This is a genomic window from Syntrophales bacterium, assembly GCA_023229765.1.
Lineage (GTDB): Bacteria > Desulfobacterota > Syntrophia > Syntrophales > UBA5619 > DYTH01.
The window spans coordinates 1-17,563 of record JALNYO010000011.1 but is presented as its reverse complement, the minus strand read 5'-3'; the positions used below and the strand labels follow the sequence as shown (position 1 = coordinate 17,563).

Genomic DNA, 17,563 nt, shown 5'->3' with positions numbered 1-17,563 from the left:
GCAAACAATTATCTTAGATAGTACAGCACAATGGCAAAAAACGAATCAGTGACCACAATCATAAAGATGGCGGCAACGACCGCGGAGGTTGTGGACTTGCCGACATCCTGCGCGCCGGAACGGGCCAGAAACCCCCGCTGACAGCCTATCCCGGCAATCAGCGCCGCGAAAACCGCCGCCTTGATCAGGCTGGTGACGACGTCAAAAACGCCGACGGCATTCAGTGATTGTGTAATATACGTATTAAACGACATGTCAAGGCCGATGACGCCGACGGTCAAGCCGCCGATGATGCCGAAAAGATCGGCATACAGGGTCAGGATGGGAACCACGATCATCAAGGCGAAAACTTTTGGAACGGCCAGGAATGCCACTGGATCGAAACCCATTGTTTTCAGGGCGTCCACCTCTTCATTGACGACCATTGTCCCGATTTCGGCGGCAAACGCGGAGCCGGAACGACCAGCCACCAGGATTGCCGTCATGATCGGCCCCAGCTCCTTTACCATTGCGAAACTGACAAGCGCCGGAACGTAAACATTGGCGCCGAACAGACGCAGTTGCAGGAAAGACATGAAAGCAATGATGAGCCCGATCAGCAGGTTGATCAAACCGACAATCGGCAGACCGTTGACGCCGGCCTGCGTCATATAAAACAGGACGTCTTTGGCGCGCACGGAGCGGGGATGAAAAGCGGCATTAGTCACGGCAACCAGCAATGCTCCAAAAAAGGTAATGAAATCTTGGATATCCTGAACTAATTCGAGAATATTTTCACCGATCAGGGTGATCATTCCTTCGCTTTTATCCCTTGTCTTCAGGGGGGGGGTAGTCAAGACGCTATGGTCAATTACGCCGAAAATCCTCTCTATTTTCTCATGGAAATTGACCAGTCGGACATTGACGCCCCTTGTCGCGGAATCTTTCCGAATAGTTAAAATTGCCAGCGCGGCAGCGCTGTCAAAATAAGAAACGCGGGAAAAATCGAATTCTATTTCCTGAATTTCATCTGTACCTTCCAGCAGATTGTTTATCTCACCGGAAAAGACAGACAGGTTTTTGAGCCCAAATTCCCCCGACAAATGGACGACGAGCCGGGAGTCGGCAAACAGATGCGATATTTGATGCGGAGCCTGCTGTTTCTGACGGTTTTTCATGGCAGCCGGATGATTGAGCATTAAGCGGGAATGTTTCTTGACAATTAAAGCCCCTTCGCGGCCGACTATAGGTAAATTGAAATTGTCTGTCAATCAAAAAACAGCCACGCAATCAAGACCTTCTTGCCGATCTTGCCGCCCGCTAAAACGGCTTGACTAATATTCCGGGAAATGGTTTACAAAAACGGCGGGACTGGGGGTTGCAACAGTCCTGGCTTTATTTTACGTAAAATACATAATAAACAGCAACTTGCATGCATTTTCAACGATCGGATAAAGAGCGGGCTTATGATTATTCTTAAAAACAGGGATGAAATCGAAAAAATGCGGAAGGCCGGGAAACTGACCGCCCAGATTCTCAAGTATATAGAATCATTTATTAAAGATGGAGTAAACACGTTATTTCTGAATGACCTTTGCGAGGAATATACGCAAAAACACGGGGCGATTTCCGCGCCGCTGAATTATCACGGTTTTCCGAAGAGCATCTGCACCTCAGTCAACAATGTGGTATGTCATGGAATTCCCTCTGAAAAAGAGATACTTAAGAACGGGGATATCGTTAATGTCGATGTTACCGTCATTCTCGACGGCTATTTCGGGGACTCTTCACGAACCTATGTGGTCGGCGACGGGGGGGAAGAGGCGAAGAATCTTGTTTCCCGCACGGAGAATGCCATGTATCGGGGAATAGACGAGATCAAGCCAGGGAAGTTTCTCTACGAGGTCGGCCGGGCGATTGAAAAATATATCTCCAAGTTCGGCTACAGCATCGTCCGCGATTATGGCGGTCATGGCATTGGCAGGGATTTTCACGAAGAGCCCTATGTGCATCATCACTACACCAAGGAAGATGCGGTGCGGCTGCGGCCGGGGATGACCTTTACTGTCGAACCGATGATCAATATGGGGAAATCTTACGAGGTTGTCACCTCCCGGGAAGACGGCTGGACGGTGACGACAAAAGACGGCAGTCTGAGCGCCCAGTTTGAGCATACCGTGCTTGTTACCGAACAGGGCGTTGAAATTCTTACAAAAATGTAAAGATAGCCGGTGCAATGTCAACAACCAATGAACGAGCCGCAACGCGGCGCAATGTTAATAGGCTCTGAAGGAGGCATTGATGAAGCTAAGCGAAGAGCTTCCCCTTATTGCAAAAGACCCATATGGTTATGCCGAAAAACTGAAAGCTGAAAAGAAGATTGTCGGCACTTTATGTTCATATACGCCGGAAGAGATAATAATTGCCGCCGGGGCGCACCCGTTTCGTCTTTTCGGCTCCGGTCAGAAGTCGCGCCTGGCCGACGCTCATCTTCAGTCCTATTGCTGTTCTCTGGCCAGGGGAGTGCTGGAAGACGCACTGTCCGAAAGGCTCGATTTTTTGGAAGGGATTGTTTTTGCGCATACTTGCGATACGATGCAGCGGCTCTCGGATATCTGCCGGATCAACAGGGGCGGTGTTTTTCATTTGGATCTGATTCTGCCGGCGAAACTGAATACCGAAAGCGCCCGCAGATATTTCCGGGATGTTTTGCAAACCTTTAGGGAGGATTTGGGGGCAAAACTCGGGGTGGAGATTGCAGATAATGACCTGCGTAAAGCGATCAGCGCTATGAACCGGATCCGCAAGGCGTTCACCCGAATCTACGAACTGATCAATGAGAATCCTTCCATTATAAATGGAGAAGAATTATATATACTTAACCGTGCGGCGATGATGATGGACAAGGCACGGCTCGCGGACCTTGTTGAGGGTACCGTGGTTCAACTATCCTCTGGCAGCCGTGAGGCCCCCGACGCTGGCGCCCCCCCGCCAAAGCGGATTTTTCTGGAAGGGGGCGTATGCAATTATCCGGATATATACAATATCATTGAGGAAGCCGGCGGCGCTGTTGCAGGCGACGACCTCTGTACCGGGTTCCGCTATTTTAACGGTCTTGTCGATGAGGACAATCCGGACCCGCTCATGGCGATCGCCGACAGGTACCTGAAGAGAATTGTCTGCCCGGCAAAGCATGCGGGAATAGCCGATCGGGGGGAGCGTCTGGTGGAGATGGTTTTGGAAAAACGGGCGCAGGGGGTGATTTTCTTTTTTCTGAAATTCTGCGATCCCCATGCCTTCGATTATCCTTATCTGCAACAAGTATTGGAAAAAGCAGGCATTCCCAGTTTGATGGTCGAGGTGGATGACCCACTTCAGGCGGGCGGGCAGTTGCAAACAAGGATTGAGGCGTTCATCGAAATGATTTAGCGGGAGAGACGAAGTGGCGGAGAAAGACGAGGGCAAAGAGAGAAGAAAGATCAAGGCGGCGGCGAAGATGAAGGAGATCATGACCTCCTACTACATCGACGCGAAAACCGCCGGACAGACCGGCAAAAAGGTCGCCTGGATCACAAGCGGCGGCCCGGTGGAGCCGCTGATCGCGATGGACATCATTCCGGTTTATCCGGAGAACCACGGGGCGATGATCGGGGCCAGTAAGATGGGCGTTGATCTCTGCCGGAAGGCGGAGGAGATGGGCTATTCAAGCGATCTGTGTTCCTACGCCCGTTCCGATATCGGTTGCGCCCCGGTCAATGGCGGGCCGATCGGCGGACTGCCCAAGCCGGATATGCTGGTTTGCTGCAACAACATCTGCGGCACTGTTCTGAAGTGGTATGAGGTGCAGGCCCGCTATTTCAATATTCCGCTGTTTATCCTCGATACCCCCTTTACCCATGTCGGCTTCTCCGCAGAGGCAAAGAAATATGTAAAACGTCAGATACTTGAATATATAGAGTTTTTGGAAAATGCGACCGCGAAAAAATTCAATTACGACCGGATGCGGGAGGTGGGAAAGCTCTCACTGGAGGGGCAGCGCCTCTGGCAGGCCGTGCTCGATACGGCGGTGAATCGTCCGTCGCCTCTGAGCGCCTTTGACGCCTTTTTTCATCTGGCCCTGATCGTAACGCTTCGGGGAACAAGGCAGACGGTAGATTACTACAAAATCCTGCTTGAGGAGATGCAGGAGCGCGTAGCGCAGCAGATCGGCGCGGTAGCCGACGAACAATACCGCCTCCTCTGGGATAACCTCCCGATCTGGTACCGGATGAAATGGCTTTCTGAAAAATTCGCCTCTGCCGGCGCGTGTCTGGTCGCAGATACCTACACCACCGCTTGGTGCGGCTCGATGAAGTATATAAAAGAAGACGATTTTATTGATACAATGGCCGAAGGCTACAGCCGGATATATCTGAATATCGGCGTTGATCAGATGGCGGAGCAGGTAATCGCGATGGCCGAAAAATACAATGTGGATGGAATCGTCATGCATTCCAACCGGAGCTGCAAGCCCTACTCCTTCGGCCAGTACGATATCCAGCGGATCGTAGGCGAGAAAATGGGTATTCCCACCTTGATGATTGAGGCGGACATGGTGGATGAGCGGAATTTTTCCGAGAGCCAGGTGGAAACGCGGATCGAGGCCTTCATCGAGGTTTTACAAGGAAAGAAATAAAGTTTCCCTCTACCTGTAAAGCAGTGAGGGCAGCCAGACAGTCAGGGGGGGCCACGCACTGGCAATCAGCAGCACCGTTAAGGCGGCAAATATAAAGGGCGCTGCCGCCCGCGAGATGTCCCCCAGGGAAACTCCGGAGATCCCGCAGCTTACAAAAAGACAAATTCCTACCGGCGGGGTAAGCATTCCTATTGCCAGATTTATCACCACCAGTACCCCGAATTGTACAGGGTCGATCCCCATCTGCGTCATGAGAGGGGCAAGGACAGGAACCAGCAGGATCAGCGCTGCCGTCGTTTCCACGACGCACCCTACCAGAAGCAGCCCTGCCATTACCAGTATTAGCACCCCCCACGGCGGCAGACCCATACCAAGGATTGCGGCTCCGAGATGTTGGCTTGTCTGCTGCATAGCGACAAGCCACGTGAAGACCCTGGCCATGGAAATGATAAAGAGGATTGTCGCCGCCGTGATCTGAGAGCGCACAATCAGCGGCGGCAAATCCCGCCATTTTATCTCCCGATTGAAAGCCAGGCTGACAAGCAGGGCATAGAACAAGGCAAGCGCTGCCGCTTCAGTAACGGTGACGACGCCGGTGAGTATTCCCCCGAGCACAATTACCGGCGCCCCCAGTGCCCATTTGGCCTCTCTGAAGCTTTTCCAGACCCCGCGGATGGAAAAGGGCCGCCAAGTCCCGTAGTTGTGTCTCAGGGAGAGCCAGATTATCACCGCCATGAACGACAGACCGAACAGTATTCCCACGATCAGACCGCCGGCAAAGAGTTTGGCAATCGACTCATTGGTCAGAAAACCGTAGATAACCATCGGAATGGATGGGGGGATGATCACCCCGATGGAACCGCCCGCAGCGACCACTGCGCCGGCAAGCGCGGGGGGGTAGCCCTGCTTGATCATTGCCGGGATAATAACTGCGCCGATAGCCGCCGTATCGGCAGCCGCGGAACCGGAAATTCCCGCAAAAAACATGGAGGCGACAATGCAGGCGCACGCAAGCCCGCCTGGAACCCACCCAACAAGGCTATCGGAAAAATCAATCAGTTGCCTTGAAATGCCGCCTTTTTCCATGATGGCGCCGGCCATCATAAACAGCGGGATCGCCAGAAGATCAAAGGAATCCACCCCAGAGAAGAGCAACTGGATAATGGTTTGTCCCAACGCCGAGGTAGTGACGCCTTGAGGGAATACCCCCGGCGTCAGCATTATGGCGATCGCCGGAATTCCGATCGACAGAGCTATCGGCAACCCAATGAGGATGAGAAAAAAAAGCAGGGCAAAGAGCAGCGCAACGATCATGGGAGACTCCGCCGGGCGGGGTTGGTCATATCTGCCAGCACATGGATTACCAGGATTATTGCGGCAAGGGGAATGACGGCAAACGGTATGGACATCGGAATCTGCAGGGAGGATGTGGTCTGCGCGCTTGCATTAAGTGTGCAGGCGATGCCGAACCAGGCGATGACGCCGAAGCATGTAAGCGTCAGCGCCTGGAGCGCCCCGGCAATGAATCCCTGGAGTTTCGTTCCCAGCAGCCCACCTATCCCGGAAAGACCAATGAAATTAGAGTGTTTATAGGCAGATGTCCCCCCCAAAAAGGTAATGGCGACCAGCAAATGCCGGCTTACCTCCTCCGACCAACCCAGCGAGGCGCCCAGGTAGCGAAAAAATACCTGGCAAAAAAGAATCATCCCGATGGCAACGCCGAGCAGCATCAGCACCCTTTCGACTGCCCTGTTGAGCGCACGGCTGGTTACATTTATGAAGTCGGCAATACCCATTTATATATTCAACTACTTTTAAATTTTACGTATTTCCTGGATCAGTTTTTTCGTCTCGCCGGTCGTTGCATCGATTACCGGCGCCGTTGCCTTGCGGAAGGCCGCGATATCCGGTTTCTCCTCGACCTGCATTCCTGCCGCCTTCAGTTCGGCCAACTGCTTGGCCTCATTTTCGCGGATAAAGGCACGCCCCTTCAGGCTTGCCGTGCGGGCGGCGGCCATCACGATTTTCCGGTCAGCCGCCGGCAGACTGTCCATAAAATTTTTGTTCGCAACAAACACCAACGCCGAATAAACATGGCGGGTAATAGTCAGATATTTCTGCCCGGCTTCGATCAGCTTGGCGGCGTGGATAACGGCAATGGGATTTTCCTGTCCGTCAATGACTCCCTGCTGCAAGGCTGTAAAGATCGGCCAGGCCATCGGAGTCGGGTTTGCACCGATCGCCCTCCAGATGGCCAGATGGGTCGGCGATTCCATCGTGCGGATTTTCAACCCTTTCAAATCAGCGGGTGTTTTGACCGGACGTCGGGAATTGGTGACATTGCGAAAGCCATTGTCGAGAAAATGCAGCGGGAAAAACCCCGCCTTTTCAAACCGTCCGGTGAGGTACTTGCCGATTGGCCCGTCCAAGGCGCTATCGGCGGCCTGATAGGATGTAAACACAAAGGGCATCTCCAGGGCCTTGATTTCGGGAACAAAAGTCTCGACTGGCCCGGTCGTGCAGACAGACATTTGCGTAGTGCCCAATTGGATCTGCTGAAGTACCTGGGTTTCAGAGCCCAGCGCCCCGGAGTGGTGGAGCACAACCTTGTACTTGCCAGGAAGGGCCTTCTCCAATTCTTCCTCAAACCACTTCGCCGCATAGTTGTGGACAAAGGCCGGGTTGGTGACCGTGGCAATGTTGATCACGGTCTGGGCTTCACCCTGTCCGGCAAAAACACCAATCAGGCAGCCTAAGCAAAGCAGCGTAACGATAGCGCTTTTCATCAATTCCTCCTCTATAAGTCATTGTTATGGTGTAAAACCCCCACGCAAGACGAGGGAGGTTCGTATAGGCAGACTTTATTTTGTCTGTCAAGAATATTGAGGCGGCAAACCGGCTATCCCCTCACTGGTTCTCTTTCAACTGTTTAATGCTTCCCTTATTTCCTGAATCTTTTTTGCTTCTCCGACCAGAAAGAGGACATCGCCCGCGGCGAATTCAAAGTCAGCGGAAGGATTGGAGATTATCTGGGAAGAACGGTTGACGACCAGCAGCGTCACGCCGTATTTTTTCCGCAGTGCCGTTTCCTGAAGGGTTTGCCCGATGATGGAGGCGCCTTCCGCGATCCGGAATGAGGATATCTCCAAATCCGGCAGGCAGCCGTCCATCGTGCAGGACGGCTGGGCGTTGTGGGAAAGGGAACGGAGCATTTCATATCCGTCCGCACGAATCTCCGTGATCAGTTTTTCAATGTCATCCTTAGGGACAAAATATTTGGTGAGCACCCGGCTGAAGATTTCGACGGAGGTTTCAAACTCTTCGGGGATCACTTCATTGGCCCCTATTTTCAAAAGATCATTGATTTCAGATATATATCTTGTTCGTACCAGAATGTACATTTCCGGATTCAGGCGGCGGGCGAGCTCGGTGACTCTTCGCACCGCAGCCCGGTCGTTGATAACCACGACCAGGCTGCGGGCCTGCCGGATATTTGCGTGCAGCAGGATTGCCTCCTGCGTTGCGTCTCCAAAATAAATCGGTTCCCCCTTCGCCTTTTCACTGCGGACAAAGGCGGGGTTCATTTCCAGAATCATATACGGAATGCCGGCAATTCGGGCGGCGCGGGCGAGGTTTTTTCCGTTCAGGCCAAACCCGACGATGAGCAGGTGATTTTCCAGCTTGGACGGCGCCTCCTGTTTTTTGGGGGCCATTCCCTGTTTCAGGCGGCGGGGCAGCGGCTGTTTAACTATGGCACGGGCCACGGCAGGCGCCAGGGCGATCAGGGAGGGGGTCGCCATCATCGTCAGTATCGAAACCGCCAAGAACGCCTGGTAGATATCGCCGGCAACGAGGCCAAAGGGCACGCCCGTTTCTGACAGGATAAAGGAAAATTCTCCGACTTGGGCAAGCGCCATGCCCGCGACCAGGGCGGTTCGCAGCGGCAGGCCGGAAAAGAACGCCGCAATGCTCGCAGTAGTAGCTTTTATTGCCAAAATGGCGAACGCCGCCAGCGTCAACGAAACGGGATGCCTCAGGAAAAAGCCGACGTCGAGCAGCATGCCGATCGAGACGAAAAAGAAGCTGGTGAAGACGTCGCGAAAGGGCAGGATATCGCCCAGCGCCTGATGGCTGTACTCCGATTCGGAGATTATCAGCCCCGCGAGAAAAGAGCCCAGCGCGAGCGAGAGCCCCGCCGTGTAGGTCAGCCAGGCTACCGCCATGAACAGAGCGATCGTGGTGATCAGAAAGAGTTCTCGGCTTTTGGTCTTGGCGATGCTGAAAAATATCCGGGGCGCGACCCATTTGGACATGACCGGGACGAGCAGGACAATCCCGACGGCCTTTGCCAAAAGCAGCAGCGGCGCGCCACCGCCCTGAAAAGAACCTGCCAGCAGCGGAACCAGCAGCATCATCGGAATCGCCGCCATATCCTGGAAGATAAGGATGCCCAGCGCCGTGTTGCCGTGCGGGGATTCCATCTCAGCGCGATCCTGGAGGGTTTTCAGGACGATTGCCGTGCTGCTCAGGGAAAGGAGAAACCCGGCAAAAATCGCCTCTTTGGCAGCGAAGCCGAAAAATCTTGCCACTCCGAAACCGGCCAGAATCGTCAGGGCAAGCTGCAGCGACCCCCCGAGCAGGACGGTTTTTCTGATCCGCAAAAGGCTCCGCAGTGAAAATTCCATGCCAATCGTAAACATCAGCAACACCACGCCGATTTCGGCAAGCGTCTTGACCGCCGCTATCTCCCGGACCAGCCCGAAGCCGTGCGGCCCGGCAATCACCCCGGTCAACAGGAAGCCGACGATGAGCGGCAGACGCAGGCGATGACACAGATAAAGCACGACGACGGAGAGGAGGATTATGACCAAGATTTCATTCAGGATAAATGAGTGCATTTTTCACTTTGGGCGGATGTCGGAGTTGCCGATAACGCGTTCGTTAGATTTTACTAACGCCTGTTCTCTACCACAGCCATCCGCGGGAAAGCAACAGGCTTCATGCTTTCTCCCGTGGTAAAGAAGGCTGAAAGCGAAGCTTAATGTTCATACAATTTGGGGGGACGCGCTTTGTCGCGTCCGGAGGATGGGTTGTCAGACGGGCAGCCCATCATAAACAGCGAATTTATGCACGCAATTTCAGGCAAATTTTTCTGATTGTATTATCACCAGCAACTGTATAAAAGAAAATCAGGCAAAGGAGGCAATTGCAAAACTCCCCATTCTTGTCATTCCCGCAACGATTCTGAGCGGGAAAACGAAGTTTAATGTTCATAATCTGGTTCTAACTGCCTGAAAAACCATATTCCCGATAGCGACATTCGGGAATGACAAATGGTTTTGCAATTACCTCAAAGGAATAATGATATCGGCGACGCGCTTCCCGGAAGACTTCCCAGCGGCGCGGCGTTTCTTCCCGACGGGCGGTTCACCGCTTTCCGGCGGCGCCCGCGGGCAATATAATCTCGGAAAAGGAGGCAGTTATGAAAGCAAATGTGGGCGGGATTGATAAATGGATCAGAATTATTTTGGGAGTGGTGATTATTGTGATCGGCTTTCTTTATAAGAGCTGGTGGGGAGCTGTCGGCCTTATTCCCCTGCTGACCGGGCTGTTTAATTATTGCGGGGCGTACAGTTTACTCGGCATATCTACAGTAAAAAAAGCAAAATAACCGATGCCCCGTGGCCAACGAGCAAAACGACAAAACCATGTCTCCTACTTGCTTTCCGGGCAGCGGCTATAAATTTTACCGAATCAGGAAGCATTTCCTTTCCGCTTAAATGGTGAGTTTGCAGTGAGAGTTGCCCTTGTGCAGATGGATGTTGCCTATGGCGACATTGAGACCAATCATGCGAAGGCCCGCGCCTTTATCGCTGAGGGACTGGCCCGGAACGCGGAGCTGTTCGTCTTTCCGGAATTATGGACGACCGGATACAAACTTAATAAAATTGCAAACATGGCCGAGTCGTTGGCGGGCAAGACGATAGAAATGCTCTGTCGGATAGCCCGGGAAAACAACGTGGCTATCATCGCCGGGTCCATTCCGGAGCTGTGCGAAGGCAAGATTTACAATACCGCATGCGCGATCGGAAAAGACGGCCGGATAGTCGGCAGATACCGCAAGATTCATCTGATCGGCCTGATGGACGAGGACCTCTATCTGTCTCCGGGCAACGAAAGGTGCGTCTTTCCGATAGCTTCGACAACGGCGGGACTGATCATCTGCTATGACCTGCGCTTTCCCGAATTGTCGCGCGCTCTGGCCCTGCAGGGCGCCCGGATTCTATTCGTTTGCGCCGAATGGCCGTCAGTCCGGGGGAATCACTGGCGGATACTGAACATCGCCCGGGCGATCGAGAATCAGGTCTTCGTTATCGCCGTTAACCGGGTTGGCAGAGATCCGGACAACGTCTTCTTCGGCCATTCCCTGGCGGTCGATCCGCGGGGAGAAATCATTGTCGAAGGCTCTAAAACGAAAGAGGAACTGCTTATCGCCGATATCGCTCCCTCCTCCGTAGAAAACGTCCGCAAGCGCGTCCCTGTTTTTCAGGACAGGCGACCCGCATGTTACTGAAAACACCTATGGAGAGAGAAAGACATGGATGCAAAAGGTTTTAAAAAAATTACGACGGCGTTTTTTATTTTCCCCCTCATTTTCCTTTCATTAAGCCTGCCTGCTCAGGGAGCGGTTCCCGCAGCTCCGGCTGGACTTACGGCCATTGCTGGAAACGGCGAGGCCAGCCTGAACTGGACGGCGGTTTCCGGGGTAACGGATTATGTCCTCTACCGGGGGGCCGTCAGCGGGGGGCCGTACAGCTTTGTCGCCCAGACCCAGGGCACGGGTTATATGAACAGGAGCCTTTCCAATGGCACTCGCTATTACTACGTTGTAACGGCGCTGAACGCCAACGGTCAGAGCCCCTATTCGGCCCCGATTGATGTTACGCCCGGAACGACGGTGCTCAAGGCGCCGGACGGCGTAACCGCCCTGCCCGGCAACGGCGAGGTTTCGCTGACCTGGAATCCCGTAACCTCGGCCGTCTCCTATCAGGTGCTGCGCGGAACATCCCCAGGGGGGCCTTATACGTTGCTTACGCCGGTCGCGACCGGGCCGAGTTTTACCGACAAAGGGTTGTCCAACGTCGTCCAGTACTTTTATGTCATCCAGACCATGATCTCGATTACGAGCACGAATTTGGGCGCCTATTCCGAGGAAGTGGGCGCGACACCCTCGGCGCTGCTGCCGGCGGCGCCGACAAATTTTAGCGCCAGCCCCGGCAGCACCTGGGCAGACCTCTCCTGGAGCCCTTCCGAAGGCGCTACTGCCTATGCCGTCTATCGCGGAGTAAAGGATGGCGGGCCTTATACTTTAGTGGCGCAACCCAACACAACCGCATACGAGGATACGGATCTCGCAAATGGAACCACCTACTATTATGTGGTCGCAGCAGCGAACGCCCAGGGTGCAGGCGCTTTCTCGGCGCAGGCAAGCGCCCCGGTATCTGCGACAGAAAAACCCCATGCCGCCCTTCTTTCCTTGCATCAAGCCGCTGACCATTTTGCCAATATCGTCTGGGAAGGGGCTATTGGCGCCCAATCCTATACGGTTCTCAGGAGTACGACAAAGGACGATCCCGATCCTCCCTATGAAAGCAACCCGATTTCAGGCACATCCTACAGCGACAGCAACCTTGAAAACGGGACAACCTATTACTACGTGGTGGATACCCACAATGCCAACGCCACCATCGCCCGTTCCAATGAAGTAGCGGTAACACCAGAACTTCAACTGCCGGCGCCGGAGATTGCGGACGTCATGGTCGGCAACACCCAGGCGACGGTGACCTGGGTGCCCGTTGTCGGCGCCTATTACTATTCGGCGACCGCGTCGCTGTCTTCGGGCGGGAAGGGCAGCGGATGCTACTAATCCTACGGAACGAGTTGTCAATTCTCCGGCTTGACCAATGATCAACTCTACTATTTCAGGGTGCAGACCACCAATTTTTTGGGAGCCGCATCTGCGGAGTTCAGTGCCACACCCTTGTCAACGCTTCCTCTGGCTCCGACCAGCCTGAACTGGGTTGCCGGCAATACCCAGTTGAGCCTGACCTGGCCTGCGGTGAGCGGCGCCACGGGCTATAATATTTACCGAAGGACAAAGGGGAGCGCAGGGCCGCCTGCCCTCTTCGCGACTGTGACGGGGACGCTCTTTACGGATACGGGGCTCGTCAATGGAACATTGTACTATTATTATGCCGTGGCGGCGGTCAATGCCGGAGGAACCGGGGCAACGTACAGTGTAGACTATTACACACCTGCGCCCTCGGCGAAGAAGACATTGGCTCCAACCAATGTTGCCGTTGTTGCCGGAAGCACCCAGGCGACGGTGACTTGGAAACCCGTATTCGGAGCCACCGGTTATGACGTGATCGTTGCAGAGTCGCCGGGCGGGCCCAAAATATTGAACAGCTATTCATGCTATGGATCGAGCTGCAAAATCACGGGCTTGATCAACGAGCGGATTTATTATTTCCGGGTGTCGACCTATTCATCGGGAAATGGTCCCGCCTCTGCCTATGCTGCCGAAGTCAGCGCCACACCGTTGACGAAGCTTCCTCTGGCGCCGACCGGCTTGGCCATAACCTCCGGGAATAACCAGTTGAGCCTGACTTGGACCGCGGTGAGCGGCGCGGCGAGCTATAAAGTTTACAGAAGGACAGAGGGAAGCGCGTGGTCGGCTGCTCCCGTTGCCACTTCGACGGGGACGCTCTTTACGGATACGGGGCTCGTCAATGGAACATTGTACTATTATGCCGTGGCGGCGGTTAATGCCGACGGGACCGGGGGATGGTCCGGTGAAGTCAGCAACACTCCGGCAGTGAAGAAGACATCGGCGCCGACCAACGTTGCCGCTGTCGCCGGAAATACCCAGGTAACGGTGACATGGGATCCCGTTGCGGGCGCCACCGCCTACTATGTAGCCGTTGCAACCGCTCTCGGCGGGACGGCCGTATCCGGTAGCGGATATCCATCCGGACCGAGTTATACCGCCACAGGTTTGACCAACGGGCAAAGCTATTATTTCAGGGTGCAGACCTACTTTTCGGGAGCTGGTCCTGGCTCTGCCTACTCTGCCGAAGTAAGCGCCACCCCCTCATCGCCGCCGGATACCGGCACGATTTCCGGACGGGTTTCCGTGAACATCGCTGGCTCCAGCAATCTTGCCGTCCAGAATGCCACCGTAGCCCTCCTCGGTACCGCCTATTCGACCCAGACGGATTATACCGGCAACTTCATCCTGCCCAATGTCCCGTTCGCTGACTACAAACTGGTCATTTCTGCGCCGGATATGGTGACGCTAACGAAGGATATCACATTATCCGTGCAGAATCTGCCCGTGACGATACCGCAAATGGCTGTATCTTCACCTGATTATTTTCCCGGCGACGCCAACGGCGACAACCGTCTGGGGCTGGATGACGTGATCTATATTCTGCAATGGTTAACGGGAGCGAGGCCTTAAGCCATTGGTATGCTTATACTTAGTTATGGTAGAAGGCTTCTCAAGCCATCGGTAACTATTTACAGCGTGATTAAAAATTTTTCTTGACAAAATGACCCAATTTTTTTAATTGCGGTTGCGGGGAAGGCCCCGCTGCTAAAAAACTAACAATCCATATTCATTGATAATCTTGGGGGAGGGGGACCATGAAAAAGCAATATTTCTCAAGCTGCTTCCTATCCTTTTTTTTCTTGCTAACTGCCTGCGCGACTATCGATAAACCGGACGTCAGACTGGTTGATGCCGCGCCTCAAGTCAGTAAAACCCAAACGCCGCAGAACTTAGCAGCAAGAAAAGGGTTGAAGAGAAAAATCGCCGTGGCCCGCTTCACCAATGAGACCAAATACGGACAGAGCTTCTTCCTTGATGATCAAAAGGATCGCATCGGAAAACAGGCCGTTGATATTCTCTCCAATAAATTATTGCAGACCGAAAAATTCATCATTCTGGAACGAGCCGATTTGGATAAAATTCAGAAGGAATTGGCCATAGGGAGCGCCGCTCCCCTCCGGAATATGGCTGATTACATTATCGTGGGCTCGGTGACGGAGTTCGGCAGAAAAGATACGGGCGAGGTTGGCATCTTCAGCAGAACAAAAAGGCAGACGGCCTTTGCCAAGGTGCATGTGCGCATGATTGAAGTTGCCACTGGTCTGATTATTTACTCGGAGGACGGCGAAGGAACGGCCTTTGCCGAGGCCGGAACGATTTTCGGCGTTGGCGGCCGGGCCGGCTATGACTCCACGTTAAATGACAAAGCGCTGGAATCGGCGATTACGAATTTGGCATCCAATATCATTGAGAAACTCTTAGATAAACCCTGGCGGGGATACATCCTCGGGCAGGAGGGCAAGCAACTGATCATTTCCGGCGGCAAGTCGCAGAACATCAAAGAGGGAGACGTTTTTCAGGTTTATCGGGAAGGGCGGAAGGTAAAGAACCCCCAGACAAACATGGAGGTTTCGCTGCCGGCAACGAAACTTGCAAAGATTAAAGTAACTGCCACGCTGGGCGATACGCCGGAAAATGAGCTTTCTCTGGCCCTGGTTATTGAAGGCGATGGCAATCTTGCCGATTATAAAAATGAAAATGATTTCAAAATGTTATTCATAGGTGAAGCGAAGGAGGGCGATTGATCATGGCACGAAAGCTGGTTCTTTCCTGTTTGCTTTTGCTTGCGCTCGTTAGTTGCGGATATTACGAAGGCGTTGTCCAGCCGACTCCGCGAAGCTATGTCACTTTTATAGGAAATATCGAGGGCGCTGTGGCCGTTATAGATGGCGCCATAACCCTGAATATCGACGCAGAACTCCAGAAAACGGGGGAAGCGGCCAAGACCATCCTTTTCCAGATTGCCCCCGGGAAGCACACAATAATTGTAACGAAAGCGGGAAGTGAAGTCGTCAATCGGGTCGTGATCATTGCCGATGGAGCAACAAAGGAAATTCCAATACCATGAATCATTTAAAACTTGCATTCATCGTTTTATCGGCGATCTTTCTTCTGGGGTGCGCAACTCCTCAAAAAATGTACTACTGGGGAGACTATTCCAATACCCTTTACCAGTCCAAGAAACATCCCTCCGAGCAGACCAGCCTTGGGCATCAGCAAGCCCTTGAAAACATTATCGCAGAATCGGGGAAGAACAATTTGCGGATTCCCCCCGGTGTGCATGCGGAGCTGGGCTACATCTATTTCCGTCAAAACAAAAAAGATCTGGCGATTCAAAATTTCAACATGGAAAAGCAGCTATATCCTGAATCCGCAATCCTTATGGATCGGTTGGAGAACGCCGTTAAACTTGCCGACAAAGCCAAGCCCGCTCCTTCCGAGCAGGGGAAAAACCCGGAAGTCGCGCCAGGCCCACCCGATAAACAGGAGAAATAATGGACAGTCGCATGATTATCAATAAAAACAGATTCTTATTGCTGATAATTGTGATTTTGCTGGGCGTTTCTTTGAGTGCCTGCGCCCCCAAAATGGTCACGAAAGGGGGTAAATTTCCCCTTTTATATCAGGAGGCGCCGGCCTCAATTTTGATACTGCCGCCCATGAACGAGTCCACGGCGGCGGAAGCGAAGGATTATTACGCTACAACTATTCAGGAGCCCCTTTCCTTCCGGGGATATTATGTTTTTCCCTACGAGATTACAACCGAGCTGCTCAAGATGGAAGGCATTTATGACTCCGAATTGATAAAGGATGTTCCTCTACAGAAGTTTCGGGAATACTTCGGCGCGGACGCGGTTCTGTTTACCACCATCAAGAAATGGAATCTTGCTTACATGGTTCTTGCGGCCAACCTGACCATCTCGATTGATTGTGAGCTGAAATCAACCAAGTCCAATGTCGTCCTCTGGCGATATACCGGCACGGTGGTGGTTGATCTTTCCGGCGGCAATCCCGGCGGCGTAGCTGGTCTTCTTGTGAAAGCTGTCGTTGCGGCCGTCAACTCGGCTATGGCGGACTATGTCCCGCACGCCCGCACTGCAAATTATATGGCACTCAATACTATGCCTTACGGAAAATATCATGAACTCTATGGGAAAGATCGCGAACATCAATTTATAGAGCAAATTCAACCTCAACCCCAGCAGTAATTTGCGATCCTTCCACAACATCAGCGGAATAAAATAGATATTCATCCCGGCAAGGGCCAACTTCCAGTCCTTGACGTCCAAGCCATTAACATTAAACTTCGTTTTCCGGATTCCGCCGGAATAACGGCTGGGCTGATTTCATGAGAAATTCGAAGCTAACAAAAAAACTCCTTGCCACTGAGACTGAACGCTTTCTGACCAGCCTGGCGGACGACTTCCGAGTCAACCTTCCGGATATCCGGGAGTTGATTGGCCATTTTCACCGGGAGATGGAGCGGGGTTTGGCGGGGGAACAAAGCTCGCTCAAGATGATTCCCGCCTTTGTGAGCCGGCCAACCGGAGCGGAAAAGGGGGACTTTCTTGCCCTTGATCTGGGCGGCACCAACCTCCGGGTACTGGCGGTGGGGCTCAATGGCAACAGAAGCGCCTCCCTGGGCGCGACCGAACGGTTTGTCATTCCCCAGGCTCTCATGGAAGGCGAGGGAAAGGCGCTGTTTGATTTCATTGCCGACTGTGTAAAAACCTTCTTCCAAAAACATGAAACAAGCACGCGCCATCTTCACGATCTGGCCTTTACCTTTTCTTTCCCGGTGGTGCAGTTATCCATCGTTTCGGGGGAACTGATCGGCTGGACAAAGGGCTTCACTGACGCTGGCGTGGAGGGCCGCGACGTGGTGCGGCTGCTTTGCGAAGCACTGGAGCGAAAGGGCTTGGGCTTTATCCATATCGCGGCGCTGACTAACGATA

17 protein-coding genes are annotated in these 17,563 nt (G+C 53.2%); 12 read left to right on the top strand and 5 right to left on the bottom strand.

All coding sequences use genetic code 11. The features are described 5' to 3' along the window. Nucleotides 1-8: 8 nt before the first annotated feature. On the bottom strand, nucleotides 9-1,250 hold the full coding sequence (locus tag M0P74_07855; GenBank protein ID MCK9363497.1) for an ABC transporter permease: 1,242 nt from the start codon (nucleotides 1,248-1,250) through the stop codon (nucleotides 9-11). A 195-nt stretch (nucleotides 1,251-1,445) separates the two neighbouring features. Here M0P74_07855 and map point away from each other — a divergent pair, with 195 nt between their 5' ends. The 3 genes from map (at nucleotide 1,446) to M0P74_07840 (ending at nucleotide 4,654) form a co-directional block, all read left to right on the top strand. Continuing rightward, a complete protein-coding gene (gene map, locus M0P74_07850; protein ID MCK9363496.1) occupies nucleotides 1,446-2,201 on the top strand; it encodes a type I methionyl aminopeptidase in 756 nt (251 codons plus the stop codon). A 79-nt stretch (nucleotides 2,202-2,280) separates the two neighbouring features. Beyond that, the gene (locus M0P74_07845; GenBank protein MCK9363495.1) at nucleotides 2,281-3,408 is read left to right on the top strand and encodes a 2-hydroxyacyl-CoA dehydratase family protein; all 1,128 of its coding nucleotides are present in this window, start codon (nucleotides 2,281-2,283) and stop codon (nucleotides 3,406-3,408) included. A 13-nt stretch (nucleotides 3,409-3,421) separates the two neighbouring features. Further along, nucleotides 3,422-4,654 carry a 2-hydroxyacyl-CoA dehydratase gene (locus M0P74_07840; GenBank protein MCK9363494.1) on the top strand — a complete coding sequence of 411 codons (1,233 nt, stop codon included), beginning with the start codon at nucleotides 3,422-3,424 and terminating at the stop codon, nucleotides 4,652-4,654. Between the two features lie 9 nt (nucleotides 4,655-4,663). On the opposite strand, the gene M0P74_07835 is transcribed toward M0P74_07840, so the two are convergent. From M0P74_07835 to M0P74_07820, 4 genes are all read right to left on the bottom strand, one after another. Then, complete coding sequence (locus M0P74_07835) at nucleotides 4,664-5,968, bottom strand: TRAP transporter large permease (GenBank protein MCK9363493.1); 1,305 nt, start codon at nucleotides 5,966-5,968, stop codon at nucleotides 4,664-4,666. After that, nucleotides 5,965-6,450, bottom strand: a complete 486-nt coding sequence (locus M0P74_07830; protein MCK9363492.1) for a TRAP transporter small permease subunit — start codon at nucleotides 6,448-6,450, stop codon at nucleotides 5,965-5,967. The genes M0P74_07835 and M0P74_07830 overlap by 4 nt, the downstream gene beginning before the upstream one ends. A gap of 18 nt (nucleotides 6,451-6,468) precedes the next feature. Next, nucleotides 6,469-7,440, bottom strand: coding sequence for a TRAP transporter substrate-binding protein (locus M0P74_07825; GenBank protein ID MCK9363491.1), 972 nt, complete (start codon nucleotides 7,438-7,440; stop codon nucleotides 6,469-6,471). A 135-nt stretch (nucleotides 7,441-7,575) separates the two neighbouring features. Beyond that, on the bottom strand, nucleotides 7,576-9,552 hold the full coding sequence (locus M0P74_07820) for a cation:proton antiporter (protein ID MCK9363490.1): 1,977 nt from the start codon (nucleotides 9,550-9,552) through the stop codon (nucleotides 7,576-7,578). Between the two features lie 584 nt (nucleotides 9,553-10,136). Here M0P74_07820 and M0P74_07815 point away from each other — a divergent pair. The 9 genes from M0P74_07815 to M0P74_07775 form a co-directional block, all read left to right on the top strand. Beyond that, entirely contained in the window at nucleotides 10,137-10,325 is a 189-nt protein-coding gene (locus M0P74_07815; protein MCK9363489.1) for a DUF2892 domain-containing protein, read from the top strand. Between the two features lie 123 nt (nucleotides 10,326-10,448). Next, a complete protein-coding gene (locus tag M0P74_07810; GenBank protein ID MCK9363488.1) occupies nucleotides 10,449-11,228 on the top strand; it encodes a carbon-nitrogen family hydrolase in 780 nt (259 codons plus the stop codon). A 24-nt stretch (nucleotides 11,229-11,252) separates the two neighbouring features. Continuing rightward, nucleotides 11,253-12,581, top strand: coding sequence for a fibronectin type III domain-containing protein (locus M0P74_07805; protein ID MCK9363487.1), 1,329 nt, complete (start codon nucleotides 11,253-11,255; stop codon nucleotides 12,579-12,581). A gap of 114 nt (nucleotides 12,582-12,695) precedes the next feature. Continuing rightward, nucleotides 12,696-14,177: a fibronectin type III domain-containing protein gene (locus M0P74_07800; protein MCK9363486.1), complete on the top strand. Its 1,482-nt coding sequence runs from the start codon at nucleotides 12,696-12,698 to the stop codon at nucleotides 14,175-14,177. A gap of 185 nt (nucleotides 14,178-14,362) precedes the next feature. Beyond that, the gene (locus M0P74_07795) at nucleotides 14,363-15,352 is read left to right on the top strand and encodes a CsgG/HfaB family protein (GenBank protein MCK9363485.1); all 990 of its coding nucleotides are present in this window, start codon (nucleotides 14,363-14,365) and stop codon (nucleotides 15,350-15,352) included. A gap of 2 nt (nucleotides 15,353-15,354) precedes the next feature. Then, a complete protein-coding gene (locus M0P74_07790) occupies nucleotides 15,355-15,675 on the top strand; it encodes a hypothetical protein (GenBank protein ID MCK9363484.1) in 321 nt (106 codons plus the stop codon). Beyond that, on the top strand, nucleotides 15,672-16,103 hold the full coding sequence (locus M0P74_07785) for a DUF4810 domain-containing protein (protein MCK9363483.1): 432 nt from the start codon (nucleotides 15,672-15,674) through the stop codon (nucleotides 16,101-16,103). The genes M0P74_07790 and M0P74_07785 overlap by 4 nt, the downstream gene beginning before the upstream one ends. Then, complete coding sequence (locus M0P74_07780) at nucleotides 16,103-16,816, top strand: DUF799 domain-containing protein (GenBank protein ID MCK9363482.1); 714 nt, start codon at nucleotides 16,103-16,105, stop codon at nucleotides 16,814-16,816. Before M0P74_07785 ends, M0P74_07780 begins: the two co-directional genes overlap by 1 nt. A gap of 140 nt (nucleotides 16,817-16,956) precedes the next feature. Beyond that, nucleotides 16,957-17,563: hypothetical protein (locus M0P74_07775; GenBank protein MCK9363481.1), on the top strand; the 607-nt coding region annotated here is incomplete at its 3' end.

Bases quoted from the DNA above. Each gene is read 5' to 3' on its own strand.
- M0P74_07815 (MCK9363489.1), top strand. From the start codon at position 10,137: ATGAAAGCAAATGTGGGCGGGATTGATAAATGGATCAGAATTATTTTG.
- M0P74_07785 (MCK9363483.1), top strand. From the start codon at position 15,672: ATGAATCATTTAAAACTTGCATTCATCGTTTTATCGGCGATCTTTCTT.
- M0P74_07835 (MCK9363493.1), bottom strand. From the start codon at position 5,968: ATGATCGTTGCGCTGCTCTTTGCCCTGCTTTTTTTTCTCATCCTCATT.
- M0P74_07805 (MCK9363487.1), top strand. From the start codon at position 11,253: ATGGATGCAAAAGGTTTTAAAAAAATTACGACGGCGTTTTTTATTTTC.
- M0P74_07825 (MCK9363491.1), bottom strand. From the start codon at position 7,440: ATGAAAAGCGCTATCGTTACGCTGCTTTGCTTAGGCTGCCTGATTGGT.
- M0P74_07820 (MCK9363490.1), bottom strand. From the start codon at position 9,552: ATGCACTCATTTATCCTGAATGAAATCTTGGTCATAATCCTCCTCTCC.
- M0P74_07830 (MCK9363492.1), bottom strand. From the start codon at position 6,450: ATGGGTATTGCCGACTTCATAAATGTAACCAGCCGTGCGCTCAACAGG.
- M0P74_07780 (MCK9363482.1), top strand. From the start codon at position 16,103: ATGGACAGTCGCATGATTATCAATAAAAACAGATTCTTATTGCTGATA.
- M0P74_07845 (MCK9363495.1), top strand. From the start codon at position 2,281: ATGAAGCTAAGCGAAGAGCTTCCCCTTATTGCAAAAGACCCATATGGT.
- M0P74_07795 (MCK9363485.1), top strand. From the start codon at position 14,363: ATGAAAAAGCAATATTTCTCAAGCTGCTTCCTATCCTTTTTTTTCTTG.
- map (MCK9363496.1), top strand. From the start codon at position 1,446: ATGATTATTCTTAAAAACAGGGATGAAATCGAAAAAATGCGGAAGGCC.
- M0P74_07790 (MCK9363484.1), top strand. From the start codon at position 15,355: ATGGCACGAAAGCTGGTTCTTTCCTGTTTGCTTTTGCTTGCGCTCGTT.